The organism is Skermanella mucosa, assembly GCF_016765655.2.
Taxonomy (GTDB): domain Bacteria; phylum Pseudomonadota; class Alphaproteobacteria; order Azospirillales; family Azospirillaceae; genus Skermanella; species Skermanella mucosa.
Window position 1 is genome coordinate 2,759,828 of sequence record NZ_CP086106.1, and the last position, 13,208, is coordinate 2,773,035.

At 66.5% G+C, this 13,208-nt stretch carries 11 protein-coding genes; 5 read left to right on the forward strand and 6 right to left on the reverse strand.

The window, feature by feature from the left end; translation table 11 throughout:
* Positions 1-55: 55 nt before the first annotated feature.
* The gene (locus tag JL100_RS12570; RefSeq protein WP_202679530.1) at positions 56-916 is read right to left on the reverse strand and encodes an alpha/beta hydrolase; all 861 of its coding nucleotides are present in this window, start codon (positions 914-916) and stop codon (positions 56-58) included.
* A 191-nt stretch (positions 917-1,107) separates the two neighbouring features.
* Here JL100_RS12570 and JL100_RS12575 point away from each other — a divergent pair, with 191 nt between their 5' ends.
* Both JL100_RS12575 and JL100_RS12580 read left to right on the forward strand, forming a co-directional pair.
* On the forward strand, positions 1,108-1,317 hold the full coding sequence (locus tag JL100_RS12575; protein WP_202679529.1) for a hypothetical protein: 210 nt from the start codon (positions 1,108-1,110) through the stop codon (positions 1,315-1,317).
* Between the two features lie 67 nt (positions 1,318-1,384).
* Positions 1,385-2,983, forward strand: a complete 1,599-nt coding sequence (locus tag JL100_RS12580; RefSeq protein ID WP_228421221.1) for a SagB/ThcOx family dehydrogenase — start codon at positions 1,385-1,387, stop codon at positions 2,981-2,983.
* 6 nt (positions 2,984-2,989) lie between these two features.
* Here the strand turns inward: JL100_RS12580 and JL100_RS12585 are convergent, their stop codons facing one another.
* The 4 genes from JL100_RS12585 to JL100_RS12600 form a co-directional block, all read right to left on the reverse strand.
* Complete coding sequence (locus JL100_RS12585; RefSeq protein WP_202679528.1) at positions 2,990-3,652, reverse strand: Fe2+-dependent dioxygenase; 663 nt, start codon at positions 3,650-3,652, stop codon at positions 2,990-2,992.
* A gap of 43 nt (positions 3,653-3,695) precedes the next feature.
* Positions 3,696-4,559, reverse strand: coding sequence for a hypothetical protein (locus JL100_RS12590; protein WP_202679527.1), 864 nt, complete (start codon positions 4,557-4,559; stop codon positions 3,696-3,698).
* Positions 4,560-4,675: 116 nt separating this feature from the next.
* The gene (locus JL100_RS12595) at positions 4,676-5,965 is read right to left on the reverse strand and encodes an amino acid deaminase (protein ID WP_202679526.1); all 1,290 of its coding nucleotides are present in this window, start codon (positions 5,963-5,965) and stop codon (positions 4,676-4,678) included.
* Positions 5,966-6,004: 39 nt separating this feature from the next.
* Entirely contained in the window at positions 6,005-7,543 is a 1,539-nt protein-coding gene (locus JL100_RS12600) for an SLC13 family permease (protein WP_202679525.1), read from the reverse strand.
* 217 nt (positions 7,544-7,760) lie between these two features.
* Here JL100_RS12600 and JL100_RS12605 point away from each other — a divergent pair, with 217 nt between their 5' ends.
* A complete protein-coding gene (locus JL100_RS12605; RefSeq protein ID WP_202679524.1) occupies positions 7,761-8,282 on the forward strand; it encodes a hypothetical protein in 522 nt (173 codons plus the stop codon).
* A 341-nt stretch (positions 8,283-8,623) separates the two neighbouring features.
* Here the strand turns inward: JL100_RS12605 and JL100_RS12610 are convergent, their stop codons facing one another.
* A complete protein-coding gene (locus JL100_RS12610) occupies positions 8,624-11,239 on the reverse strand; it encodes a PAS domain S-box protein (RefSeq protein WP_202679523.1) in 2,616 nt (871 codons plus the stop codon).
* A 481-nt stretch (positions 11,240-11,720) separates the two neighbouring features.
* On the opposite strand from JL100_RS12610, the gene JL100_RS12615 reads away from it, so the two are divergent.
* Complete coding sequence (locus JL100_RS12615; RefSeq protein ID WP_202679522.1) at positions 11,721-12,851, forward strand: alpha/beta fold hydrolase; 1,131 nt, start codon at positions 11,721-11,723, stop codon at positions 12,849-12,851.
* 164 nt (positions 12,852-13,015) lie between these two features.
* Positions 13,016-13,189 carry a hypothetical protein gene (locus JL100_RS12620; RefSeq protein WP_202679521.1) on the forward strand — a complete coding sequence of 58 codons (174 nt, stop codon included), beginning with the start codon at positions 13,016-13,018 and terminating at the stop codon, positions 13,187-13,189.
* The last annotated feature ends 19 nt before the right edge of the window (positions 13,190-13,208 follow it).

The following is a 13,208-nucleotide window of genomic DNA, read 5'->3' on the forward strand; positions in this document are numbered from 1 at the left end:
GTCTTCTTCGTTGCCGCAGCTTAGCGACGTTTTTTGCCGGTATCCCGCTGAATCTTCAAGCGGATCCTTTCAGCATCTTCTCCAATTCCCGCCACAGCGGCCCGTCGGCGTCGGCCAGATCGTCGAGGATGGTGAAGTGGTTGCGCCCCGCCACCTCCAGTGCCTCGGCCGGCGATTCCTCGACCCGCAGCGCGTCGGCATAGTCGCGCGACTGGCGGCGGAACTCGGCGCTTTCCAGTCCTCCGACCGCGGCGAGCACGGGGATCGGCACCGGCGGCGGGCGCCGGATCGGGCTCTCGTTCAGGATGTCGTCGCCGGTCAGCTGGATGGTCGGCTGGAGCCAAGACCAGCGCAGCGGCTCCAGGTCGAACAGCCCGCTGATCGGCAGCGCCCCCTTGATTAGGTCGGCCGGCAACCCGTAGTCGCGGACCCAGTTGGTCGCCAGCAGCCGGCCGACCAGATGACCGCCGGCGGAATGCCCCGACACCACGATGTTGCCGCGGTCGCCGCCGAACTCGGCCGCGTTGTGCCAGACCCAGGCCAGCGCGCCGCGGACCTGCCGGGTGATCTCAGGGATCCTGACCCTCGGGCACAGGTCGTAGTTGACCACCACGGTCGCGACACCCCGCCCCCGTCCGGAGTCGGCGATGAAGCTGAAATCGTCGGCGTTGAACGCCCGCCAATAGCCCCCATGGACGAAGACATGGATCGGCGCGTTCGGCGATTCGGCGGGAAAGACATGAAGGTATTCAGCCAGCGTCGGCCCGAAGGAGCGGCGCAGTCGGTTCGGGCAAGCCTGCCGGGTCGCGGCACTCCGCTCGGTCCAGCCCGCCACCACCCGATCGACGTCCGTCACGATGAGTCGGGGATTGTACTCGCGGTCGATCTCGTCCTGGCTGGTCAGGTGACGGTACATCCGGCTCCTCCTCTGCGTCTCCGGCCCGGCGTCTGCCGCGCTTTTGGGCACTCTCCCGGTGCGCGGCGGCAATTGCAAGGAGAGCCGTCGAAAAGCATGGCGTGGACCTAAGGTAATATGACTAAAGTTCGCGGTGGACGGCATCACGTCATTTCTCAATGAACTCGACCCCAGCATGACGGAGCGGCACGATGAACAGGACCCCCCTTGAGCGAATCGAGCATCTGGAACTGCTCCAGTCCGAAGCCCTGAAGATCCTCTCGGCCTTCGAAAACCTGGCCCTGATCCAGGACCCGCCGCAGCCTGTCACCGAGCGGCTGGTGAACCTGACCCGCGAGCAGGTCGAGGCTATCGGCGAAGCACTCCAGCTCGCCCGCTCGACCCTGGCCGACGCGGTCTGATCCGGCGGGCCGGGGCCGTCCTCTATCCCGGGACGGCCCCGGTTCACCCCGGACTGAGGTTCCTGCCATGGACATGCCCGACGACAGCCTGCCGCGCGACATCAGGGGGTACCACCGGCGCAGCAAGCATGCGCCGCACCGCTACGCGCTCGGGCCGGCCTTCCTGGACTGGGAGTCGCAGCCGAACCCTTTCCGCCGATACCGTGGCGCCCGTCAGGTAGACCTACCGCTCGGGCTGGATCAGCCGACGCCACCATTCGGAAAGTGGGACTGCGTGCCGCCTCGGCACCTCGACGCCGGATCGCTCGGCCTGTTCCTGGAACTGGCACTGGGGCTGAGCGCCTGGAAGGCGGTCGACGGCGCCCGTTGGGCGGTGCGGAACAATCCGTCCAGCGGCAACCTGCATCCGACCGAAGGGTATGTCGTCCTCCCGACCCTTCCCGGCATCGGCGAGGCGCCGGCCCTTTACCACTACGCGGTCGCGGCCCACGCTCTGGAAGAACGCTATGTCTTCGAGACCGTACCCGAACTGCCGCCCGCCGGCTTCATGGTCGGGCTTTCCTCGGTCGTCTGGCGCGAGGCTTGGAAATACGGCGAGCGGGCTTTCCGCTACTGTCAGCACGATGTCGGGCACGCGATCGGATCGCTCACCTACGCCGCGGCCTGCCTGGGCTGGCGGCTGACCGTGCTGGCCGAGCCCGGCGACGCCGAGGTCGCGGACTGGCTCGGCGTGAACCGCGAGGACTCCGGTCACCGGTTCGAACGCGAACATCCCGACCTGCTGGCCCTGGTTCATCACCCCGGCCCCTGTGTCGCGTTCCTTCCTCAGCGCCCCGGCGGGACCTGGCATGGACAGGCAAACCGCCTGAGCGACGACCATGATCCCTGGCCGGCGATCGACCTCGCCCTGCACTTCACCGCCAAGCCGGCCGGGGAAGCGCCGAAAAGGCGGCCGGTCGCGGCACCACCCGTTCCGGCGAGGGACGAGGCGGCCGGGACCATCATCAGGCGTCGGCGCAGCGTGATGCGCATGGACGCTTCGCAGATCCTTTCGAAAGGGGCATTCCTCGGCATGCTGGCGGCAACCTTGCCGGACGCGGGGCATGTTCCCTGGTCGGGCTTTCCCTGGCCGGCGCGGGTCGCGCTCTTCCTGTTCGTCCACCGGGTCGAGGGGATGGAGCGCGGGCTGTACGCCCTGGTCCGGGACCCGGACTCGTTTTCAGCCTTGAAAGCGGCATGCGACCGCGACTTCCTCTGGCAGCCATTGGCGGAGTCGGGTGGCCCGCCGCTTTTCCTGCTCGCGCGCGGCGACCTTGAGAAACGCGCTTCGCAGCTCAGCTGCCTTCAGGCCATCGCCGGCAAGGGAGCCTTCAGCCTCGGCATGGTCGCCGAGTTCAGCCGGACCTTGGACGAGGAAGGCCCCTGGGCCTACCGGCGCCTGTTCTGGGAAGCCGGATTGATCGGCCAGGTGCTGTATCTGGAGGCGACCGCCGCGGGGGTTTCGGGTACCGGGATCGGCTGCTTCTTCGACGACTCTGTACACGAAACCTTGGGCATCGACGGCGAGGCGATGGCGTGGCAGAGCCTCTACCACTTCACCGTCGGCACCGCGATCGAGGATCCCCGCATCGCGACGGAGCCGGCTTACGGCCACCTCGACCGGTGACCGCGGTCAGGGCTCCGCCCAGAGGCGCATCAGGTTCGCGGTGCTCTTGGAGATCAGGTCGAACTCCGCCGTCTTGCCCTGCTGCTGGAAGATCGCGCGTCGCGCGGTGTCCAGGTCGAACAGGATCTCCCGCTTTCCGGGGTCCCGCACCAGGCTCTGCGCCCAGCCGACCGCGGCGAGGCGGGCTCCCCGGGTGACCGGCTCGACCCGGTGCAGCGCGCCGGACGGATAGAGGATCATGGAGCCGGCGTCGAGCTTGTAGGCCTGCTCCCCGCCGGTCCCCTCCATCACCAGCTCCCCGCCGTCGTAGGTCGCGGGGTCGCCGAGGAACAGCGTGAAGGATATGTCGGTGCGGATGCCGCCCATCATCGCGTCGTCCACATGGGTCCCGTATTCCATGCCGGCTGTGTAGCGGCTGATCATGACCGGCCGGACCGCCTTGGGCCGTGCCGCGATCTGGAACAGCGGATGCCCCTCGACGGCGTCATTGATCCGGCGGACCAGGTCGGCGTGGGCGGCGTCGGCCGATGACAGCTGCTCGTTCGCCTTGACCAGCCTTGCGTGCCAACCGGCGGTCCGGGCGCCGTCGACGAAGCGTGCGTCCTCCAGCCGGCGGACGATGTCCGCCAGCAGGTCGGGCGGCAGGACCTGTGCGATGCATAGTATCATGACGGTTTCATCCCCGAGGTTCCCAGCCGCCCGATGCCGTCGCTCAGCGCAGCCGGGCCGAGGCGAACTCGATGCGGGACACCAGGCCGGAGACTTCCGAGGCGCTCTTGGCCGCCTTGCGTTCGGGCACGACCGACGGCCATGCCTGGAGCAGCGTATTCATCTCCTGCCGCAGCGTGTTCGCGGCGTCGGCGTCCTTGGCGGTCAAGGCGGGGGTCAGCAGCTCGACCGAGGCGTTGGCGACGCGCGCAAAGCCCAGCGAATCCTGGTACTCCACGGGATTGGCGATGGACTCGCCCTCGAACGCCGCCGCGTACTCGTCGGCCGCCGTGCGCAGCACGCCGATCACGATCGGCAGGGCGAAGGCGGGATCGGTCTGCCTGGCAGCCGGAACCACGGCGGTCGCGTCGGTCAGCCGGGTCAGGACCACTTCGGTCTGGGCCTGGACGTCCGACACGGAGGCTTTCCGCTTGACCATGTCGGACAGCTTGTCGAGATCGGCCTTGAACGGCGAGACGCTCTTCTCCTTGATCATCCCTTCCAGCTCGCCGTACAGCTCCTCGACCGGGTGCAGGAAGTGCGGCAGGGCGTCGTCGGGGCGGTTTTTGGCGTACAGCTCGTTGCCGACATTGAGGTGCCCCCGGATCATGGCGATGTTCGCCAGGTAGGCCTGCTCGGCGTCCAGCCCGGCGAGCGCGTCGGAACCGGCCTCGCCGCCTTCGCCGCCCTCACCCCCCTCGCCGCCTTCTCCCCCCTCGCCGCCGTGGCCATGGGTGGCCTGGGCAATCTGCACGCCGTGCTTGCCGTGTTGATCGGCCTTGGGAGCTTCCGCCCAGGCGGCGCCGACGCTGCTGGCCAGCACATATGTGCCGAGCCCGACCCAGATCTTGACCTTCGAACCAGCCATCGTTCCGATGCCTTCCTTTTGACCGCGAATGAGAGCTATTCGCAAAGCAATAGAACATAGGGCCGGCTATCGCCGCTTGGCAATGGAGAAACGTTGGATTTGTTCTTCCGACCGTCTCAGAACCAGGTCGCCACCGCCGAGACGACGTCATACCTGTCGTCCACGACGTAGAGCACCCGCCACTTGTCGAAGGTGGTGCAGGGATGCGAGACACCCAGGGCCACCATGTCGCCTACCTCCAGGTCCGACTCCGGCGGAATGGACAGGTGGGCGTGCTGGTCGTTCAGTTCGGTCACCACGGCACCGGACGCCATGGCGGCGGGATGGCCGTGCCGCCCCGGCCGGAACCACAGGGCGGGAACCGGCATTCCGGCATCGTGGGAGATGTCGCGCTTGCCCACCGTCAGGATCGCCTTGTCGGGCTGCGGCCTGCTCTGGACATAGGCCCATACCTCCAGCGCCGCGGCGGGTCCGGGTCCGAGGTCGTCCACTTCGGGCATGCGTTGCCGGACCTGCTCGAACAATGCCGCGTAGGAGCTGCTATCATGGGTCAGGTAACAGCCGGACCGCAGCAGGACCATGCTTTCCCGCCCCAGATCCACCCTGCCGAGGCGCTCCGCGACCATGTCGTAGAAGGCGGAGCCGCCGGCACTCAGGATCACGGGACCCGGCCCGAACAGGCCCTTGTCCTCGCAGGCCGCCGCGACGGCGGCGATGCGGTCGAGATAGGCCCGGATGGCCCCGTCGCGGTCGCCATCGCCCCGCACCATGCCCTCATAGCCCTCCACGCCGCGCAGGGTCAGGAGCGGTTCCGCCCGTTTCACCGCCTGCGCCACCGCGAGCGCCATGCCGTCGCTCCGGCACCCGGTACGGCCTCCGGCGGCGCCGACCTCGACCATGACCTGGAGCGGCCGGCCCGGCGCGCGCGCTTCCAGGCGGGCGGCGAGCTGTTCCACGCCCTCGATCGAGTCGACCAGACAGTAGAAATCGAATCCGGGATCCGCCGCCAGCTCGGCGGCGACATAATCGATCGCCTGCCGGCCGACCAGCTGGTTGGCCAGGACGATCCGGCCGATCCCGGCGGTGCGGGCGACCCGGACCTGCTGCACCGTCGCCAGGGTCAGTCCCCAGGCGCCGTCGGCGAGCTGCCGGGCGAACAGGTCGGGGCTCATGGTCGTCTTGCCGTGAGGCGCCAGCGCGGTCCCGGTCAGATCGACGAAGCGGCGCATCCACCGGCCGTTATGGGCAAGGGCGGACGACTTCAGCACGGCCAGCGGCAGGACCATGTCCTCCCGCAGCACGTTCCATCCCTTGCCGCCGATCTCTGCAAGCGCGAACGGCGCCTCGCCCGGCGGGATGCCCTTGGTCCTGCCGTCGATCAGGGTTTTCTCCTCCCGGTCCGTCATGGTGTGCCCTTCCCGTGCTGAACTACTTCCGGATGCAGCTTAAGCGACGCTGAACAGCGTGCCAACGGCAAGATAGGTCAGGCCGGTGATCAGCAAGGTGCTGATCAGGTTCAGGTAGAATCCGGCCTTGGCCATGTCGGCGACGGTCAGGTTGCCGCTGCCGTAGACAATGGCGTTGGGCGGCGTGGCGACCGGCAGCATGAAGGCGCACGACGCGGCGAGTGCCACCGGCATGGTCAGCATGAAGGGGTCCATGCCGATGCCGACCGCGACCGATCCGACCAGCGGCAGGAAGGCGGCCGCGGTCGCCGTGTTGCTGGTCAGCTCGGTCAGGAAGATCACCGCCAGGGTCGCTACCAGCATGACCAGGATCACCGGCCAGCTTCCCAGCAGCCCCAGGGTCTGGCCCAGCCATTCCGCGAGACCGCTGTCGGAAATGGCCGAGGCCAGCGACAGGCCGCCGCCGAACAGCAGCAGGACGCCCCATGGGATCCCGCGGGCGGTGTCCCAGTCCATCAGGAACCCGCCGCGGTCGGAACCCGACGGGATCAGGAACAGCAGGAGCGCCGACGCCATCGCGATGACGGTGTCGTCAAGACCGGGGATGAAGTCCGACAGCAGCGGCCGCAAAATCCAGGCCGCCGCGGTGGCGACGAAGACCATGCCGACCAGTTTCTCCGGCCTGCTCATGGGACCCAGCGAGGCGATCTCGCTCCCGACCGCACTCATGGCGCCTTTGATCGCCCCGGCCGGGGTACGGAACACGACCTGGGTCAGCAGCGCCCAGGTCAGGGCGAGCATGACCAGGACGAGCGGCACGCCGACCATCATCCACTGTGCGAAGCCAATCTCCACCTGATATGTGCGCGCCATGTAGGCCGCCAGGAGGGCATTGGGCGGCGTGCCGATCAGGGTCGCCAGTCCGCCGATGCTGGCCCCGTAGGCGACCGCCAGCAGCAGCGACACCGCGAAGTTCCGCCGGCCGGCGGCCAGCGCGCCGTCCGCGTCGCCGCGAGCGTCGGAACTCCGGTCGTTCTGCAGCAGTGCTATGACCGACAATGCCACCGGCAGCATCATCACCGCGGTCGCGGTGTTGCTGACCCACATGCTGAGGAAGGCCGTCGCCAGCATGAACCCGCCGACCAGCCGGGCCGGTTGGGTGCCGACCCAGGAGATGATGGTCAGCGCGATGCGGCGGTGCAGGTTCCAGCGCTGCAGACCGAGCCCGAGCACGAAGCCGCCGAGAAAAAGGAAGATCAGGGGATCGGCGTACGGCGTAGCGGCTTCCCGGCTCGTCGCCACCCCCAGGAGCGGAAATGCCACGATCGGGATCAGCGCGGTGGCGGCCAGCGGCAGGGCTTCCGTCACCCACCAGGCTGCCATCAGGATTGCCACCGCCGCCACGGTCCATGCCGTCTCGGACATGCCGGCCGGGGGTGGCAGCAGAAGCATGACGACGAACAGCAGGAAGCCTGCTCCCACCGCGAGCAGGGAGCGCCCCACAGGGATCCGCCCGATCCGGGAACCTGGGGCGTCCGCCGCGTCCGCCGCGCGGGCGGTTCGTTCGGTCTTCGCCATGCTTCGGTCTCCTCCAGATTTGCCCAGGCATAGGCGGTGCACGCCCGCCGTTTGTCTTAATTGTGCATGGGAGTCCAACAATCGATCATCACGATGGCTGCCGGGTCACCCGAAGGAAGGGGGCGGCGCCTTGGTGGTATTCCATCCTGTTCCGGATCGTCCACCAGTGTGGTAGATTTGCACTCACCCTGGAGGCAGCGGACCGATCGTGACGGAAATGTCGATAACAGCCAATCCCAAGGACGTTCAGATCGTCATCGGGATGGCGCGCACCCTGGCCGCCGACATCACCGACCTTCAGCGCCAATCCAACGGCGGTGCCATCAAGACGTTCCTGCACTACAAGAAGGTCCGGGAGAACTATCTCGGGATCCAAAGCCTGATCTTCACGGTCGAGGACAGATACCCGCGTGTCGAGAAAAGCCTGCCGACCGGTTTCAACCAATGGGTCATCCGGGCGAAGCTGAAGGCCCTGTCCGCCTTCACCCATATCAGCCATGTCTTCTTCTCGAATCCGCCCCTGACACTGACCCATTCGCTCGGCGCCTGGGACATCCTCTCGGACGAGATGACGGCCTTCGCTGCGGTGAACGGTTATTTCGACAACATGATCTTCGAAGCCGGAATCGACGACAAGACCGCGGACGCGCTCGAGGCGACCCGGATCGAGATCGAGGAGATCGTCGGCATGCTGGAAACGCTGCTCAAAAGCAGCCCGAAGCGGCTGGAAGAGTTCTGAATCCGATTCGGATCCGAAGTGGTTGCTACAAAAACGTGCGGTTTCAGGATGTCCTTCTGTCAGAGATTTGACAAAGCGCACCTGAATGCATGTGAAGAGAGAGGCTGTTCCGGGAAATGCACCCATCAAAGGGTGCGGCAAATTGGTCCAAGAAAAATCCGCCTTCCAGTCGGATTTTCTGCAAGACCTGTGAGTTTGCTCACAGCTCGTTAACCATTATCGACTTATAGTCCATTCCACGATGTCCTTTGGGCAGCGTTTCCTCCCTGTAAAACTCGAGCCGCTCGGCGATAATGCCGAGCGGCTTTTTTCTTGCTGGCCAGCCCCTGGTCAGCCTCCCCTCACTGTGCGGCAACTCCGGCGGATATGACGGTCCGGTCGGTCATGAGACTGGACAAGGTTGCGATAAGGCGGTCGGCGAGCACCGGCTTGGCCAGCAAGGGAACCTGGTTCAATCTTTCGCTGACGTCATCCAGCCTCGAATAGCCCGAGCAGAACAAGAAGGGAACGCCAAGAACCAGCAGCCGTTCGGCCACGGGGAAAACCGTCTGGCCGAACAGGTTGACGTCGAGCACGGCGACGTCGGGGGTTGTCTCGCGCAGCAGTTCCAGGGCGTCTTCGACCCGACCTACCGGTCCGAGCACGGTAAGGCCGGCGTCGAGCAGGACCTGTTCCATGGCAAGTGCTGTCAGGGCCTCGTCCTCCACGACGAGGACGCGCGCGCCCGAGCCGGCGGGCCCCGTCACCTGCCCTTCATCGAAGGCTTCGTTCAAAGGTTCCGAGGAATCCGTCGTTCCCGCGGTCGAGAAGCAGTCGTTCGGCATCGCGATCCGGCAGCGCAGTCCCGCCGCATTCCAGTCGAGGACCAGTTCTCCGCCAAGCTGGCCTTCGACCGTCTGCCGCAGGACTATCGAGCCGAACCCCTCGTGGCTGGGCGGCGTCACGGGCGGACCACCGTCCTCCACCCACTCCAGGACCAGCCGCTCACCACGCTCCTGTTCCTCCACCCTCCAGGACAGTTCCAGACGTCCGGCGGGGGTCGAGAGGGCACCGTACTTGGCGGCGTTGGTGGACAGTTCGTGCAGGCTCATGGCGACCGCCTGGGCGGCCTCGGCGGAAATCGACACCGCCGGCCCACGGATCGCGATCCGGTCGGCGCTGGCGAACGGTGCCAATTCATCGACGCTCATGGCGGCGAGGTCGGCACCGGCCCAGTGGCTGGCGGCCAGCAGCATGTGGGCGCGGGCCATCGCCGCCAGGCGGCCTTCGATCGCGGTGGTGAGGTCGGCCGGATTCTCGGCGCGCGTGAGGTGCAGGATCGACTGTACGACGGCCAACACGTTCTTGGCGCGGTGGTCGACCTCGCGCATCAGCAGGTGAAGCCGCGCCTCGTCCTCCTTGCGCTCGGTCAGGTCCACCGCCATGGTGACGACCAACTGGCGCCCGTCCAAGTCCCGCCCGATCGGAGCCGAGCGGAAACTCCAGGTCCGGCGCGATCCGTCGGCCGTCCGCACCACGTTCTCCCGCTCATCGACCGGGCAATCGCGCTCGAACAAGGATTTCACCCGCATCCTGACCGCTTCGGCGCCATCGCCGTAGGCGAGGCGGATCCAATCGGCCGTGGTCCGGATGTCCTCGGCGGCATAGCCGGTGATCGTCAGCCATGCCTTGCTGAGATGGACCACGCTTCCGTCCTCCGCGTGGACCATGATCGGGAACGGTGCATCCTCGACCGCGCGACGAAGCCGCGCCTCGCTGTCCCGCAGGGTGTCCGCGGTTCGCCGCTCCGCGTCTATGTCGAAGATCGTGACGACGATGCCGGTGACGTCCCCGTTGGGATCGCGGATGGGAGCGCTGGTGATCCGCAGCCAGCCCATGGAGCCGTCCTGACGAGGGCTCCGGGCGATCAGTTCCGCCGGCTCGCCGGATGCCATTGTGATGGCCAGCGGCTGGGCGGCGGCTGGGATTTCCCGACCGGTCTCGTCATAGCCCTTCCACCGGTCCAGCACCCAGGCATCGGGATCCTCCGGGATAGCGCATCCCGTGATCCGTTCCACCTGGAGGTTGCCCACCAAGGTCCGGCCCGATGGGATTTCCACCAGCAGGAGGCCCACCGGCACATGCTCGACCACGGTCTTGAACCTCATGCGCTCGATCATTAGCGCCTGTTGGGCCGCCTTGCGGTCGGTGACGTCCTGCAGCGTGCCGATCACCCTGATCGCCTTGCGGTCGCCGCGTTCGCCCTCGAAGACCACATGCGATTGGGAATTGATCCAACGCGTCTGCCCGTCCGGACGCAAGATGCGGTAATCGATCGACCAGAAGCCAACCCCGCCCGGGTCCAGCCCGCGTTCGAACGCCGCCGCGACGCGGTTCCTGTCCTCGGGATGGATCAGGTCGAAGGCGCGTTCGCAAACGATCGATCCGGTGCATGGCAGCCCATGGATCGCGTGGCTTTCCTGTGACCAGAACAGCTGCCCGTTCGCGACGTCCCAGTCGTAGGTGCCGAACCGTGCGGCGTGGGCCGCCAGCCGAAGGCGCTTCTCGCTTTCGTTCATGGCGGCTTCCGCCGCCTTCTGGGCGGATATGTCGCGTGAATGGACCAGCAGGCCGCCGTCCGGCCGGGGCAGCACGAGGTAGGATTTCCAGCGATTGAGGATCGGGGACACTCCGACGAATTCCCGCGCCTTGCCGTCCCGCATGGCTTCGATGCAGCTGCTGTGAAGTCCCGACCCCTCGGCCTGGGGAAAGACCTCGAGGAATTGCCGGCCGATCAGCTGGCCTCGCGGCTTGCCGATCTGCTCCAGGGCCTTGCGGTTCAGATAGGTGAACCGGAAATGGCGATCCACCGCGTAGAAGGCGTCGCCGACACTCTCCAGTATTTCCGATGTCTGCCCAAGCACTTGTTCGTCGGTGATCCTGTGGGCGATGCGGTTGCGCGCCACCCTGAAGAGCATTGCCGGCACCAAGGCAAAGATCGCTGTAAGAATTGCAGGTACATTCAATGTTAGACAAAACTGAATTATGTTGACGCTAAGCAAAGTCGTCAGACTCCACTCAAGTGTCCAAGGAAGTCTGATCCTCTTCACGCGCCTCATAACGGGCTATGGACCCCCGAGACATTAAAACTACGTTTCGCCAGATTTTTAGTCGATAGCATGAATTTCGCGCAGTTACTATAGTTGTGAGAAGATAGACAGGTCGGTCTTCACAATGATGAAGAGTTATTTTCCTGAAGCGGAAAGTCATGAGGGGTTGCTTCTCCGCGACGGGACGCGATCCCGTTCGGAAGGGGAGCATGGATGGGACGTATCAGCGTTCCCGACGTTCCCGCGGCGGCGGCACGATGTCCGCTGGTCCGCATGGACCCAGCCTGTGATACAAGGCTCTCCCAAGGTGACGGCCGGGAGCCGCTCGAAGGAAGGGAAGCTGAACTAGATGACCGAGGACAGGCGGCGGACATCCGCCGGTGGCGCGACCTTCTGGGCCGATGCGCTCCATCACTTCGACGCGGTCCGCCGCTGGCGCGGCTTCGCCATGGACGGCATGGGCCTGGGGCCGCAGGAAAGCCCGTACGCGATCGTGCTGGAGCAGTCGGGGGTCCGCCTGCGGCGCTACGAGCTTCCGCCCGCCTCCGACCCCGCGGTATTGCCCGCGGTTCTGATCGTACCCGCACCGATCAAGCGCGGCTACATCTGGGACCTGCTGCCCCATGTCAGCGTCGTCCGGCGGTTGGCGGCGGATGGCTTCCGGGTCTATATGACGGAATGGACGGAACCCGGCGACGCGGAGCAGGACTTCGGCCTTGCCGACTATGCCGACCGCCTGATCGGGAAGTGCGTCGCCGCCATCGCCCGGGACGGCGGAGGCGAGCGGGTGTTCCTGGCCGGCCACTCGCTGGGCGGCACGCTGGCGACGCTGTTCACCAGCCTCCATGCGGACAGCGTGCGCGGACTGGTGGTCGTGGAAGCCCCGCTCCATTTCGGTGTGGGCGGCGGCGCGCTCGCCCGGATGGTCGCCGACGCGCCGCCGGCGGCGACCCTTCGCGAGGCTTTCGGCAACATTCCCGGAAGCTTCCTCAATCTCGTCTCGGCGCGGGCGTCCCCGCGGGAGTTCAACTGGCAGCGCCGGGTGGACATGATCGCGAGCCTCGCCGATCCCAGGGCCCTTCAGACCCACTTGGCCGTCGAGCGGTGGACGCTGGACGAGTTCCCCATCGCCGGCCGGTTCTTCGAGGAACTGATCGAGCAGCTTTACCGAGACGACCTGTTCGCCCGCGGCCAGCTTTCGATCGGCGGCCGGCCGGCGCTGCCGTCGGGCCTGGCGGCGCCGCTGCTCGCGGTCATCGGCAAGGGTAGCGAGATCATCCCGCCCGGTTCCATGCTGCCGGTGATCGACGCCTCGCCCGCCGACCGGAAACTGGTGCTCGACTATGCCGGCGACGTGGGCGTGGCGCTCCAGCATGTCGGTCCGCTGATCGGCCGCGCGGCGCACGAACATCTTTGGCCGCAGATCACCCGCTGGCTATGGGAGATCGTCCGTTCCGATGAACCCGGCCGACCGGCTTGAGCGGCGCCGTGAGCGTTGGTCTGAATGCCGCACCCCGTGACTGCCACTGCCGCCAAGGTGGGCTTTATGGTAAATCTTTTCCAGGGAGGATCACACTCGTCCCGTGTTGACTCTGGCAACGCCAGGCGCAGCACCCGCCCGGCTTCGGACACAGGGAGAAGCAGATGAGTGATCCCCGCAGCGGCAAGGATGAACCTACCTTCGCGAACGACACCGACACGCCCGAGACGCCCTCCATCGAGACGACTCCGGGCGTTCTCCCGCAGAAGCCCATCCCGGGTGAGGCTCCGTCGCGGGAGCAGGCCGACCGCGGCCGCTCCACGGTGGCGGACCGCTAGGTCCCTGACCACTATACCA

Bases quoted from the DNA above. Each gene is read 5' to 3' on its own strand.
- JL100_RS12575 (WP_202679529.1), top strand. From the start codon at position 1,108: ATGAACAGGACCCCCCTTGAGCGAATCGAGCATCTGGAACTGCTCCAG.
- JL100_RS12620 (WP_202679521.1), top strand. From the start codon at position 13,016: ATGAGTGATCCCCGCAGCGGCAAGGATGAACCTACCTTCGCGAACGAC.
- JL100_RS12610 (WP_202679523.1), bottom strand. From the start codon at position 11,239: ATGCTCTTCAGGGTGGCGCGCAACCGCATCGCCCACAGGATCACCGAC.
- JL100_RS12580 (WP_228421221.1), top strand. From the start codon at position 1,385: ATGGACATGCCCGACGACAGCCTGCCGCGCGACATCAGGGGGTACCAC.
- JL100_RS12605 (WP_202679524.1), top strand. From the start codon at position 7,761: ATGTCGATAACAGCCAATCCCAAGGACGTTCAGATCGTCATCGGGATG.
- JL100_RS12570 (WP_202679530.1), bottom strand. From the start codon at position 916: ATGTACCGTCACCTGACCAGCCAGGACGAGATCGACCGCGAGTACAAT.
- JL100_RS12615 (WP_202679522.1), top strand. From the start codon at position 11,721: ATGACCGAGGACAGGCGGCGGACATCCGCCGGTGGCGCGACCTTCTGG.
- JL100_RS12585 (WP_202679528.1), bottom strand. From the start codon at position 3,652: ATGATACTATGCATCGCACAGGTCCTGCCGCCCGACCTGCTGGCGGAC.
- JL100_RS12590 (WP_202679527.1), bottom strand. From the start codon at position 4,559: ATGGCTGGTTCGAAGGTCAAGATCTGGGTCGGGCTCGGCACATATGTG.
- JL100_RS12595 (WP_202679526.1), bottom strand. From the start codon at position 5,965: ATGACGGACCGGGAGGAGAAAACCCTGATCGACGGCAGGACCAAGGGC.
- JL100_RS12600 (WP_202679525.1), bottom strand. From the start codon at position 7,543: ATGGCGAAGACCGAACGAACCGCCCGCGCGGCGGACGCGGCGGACGCC.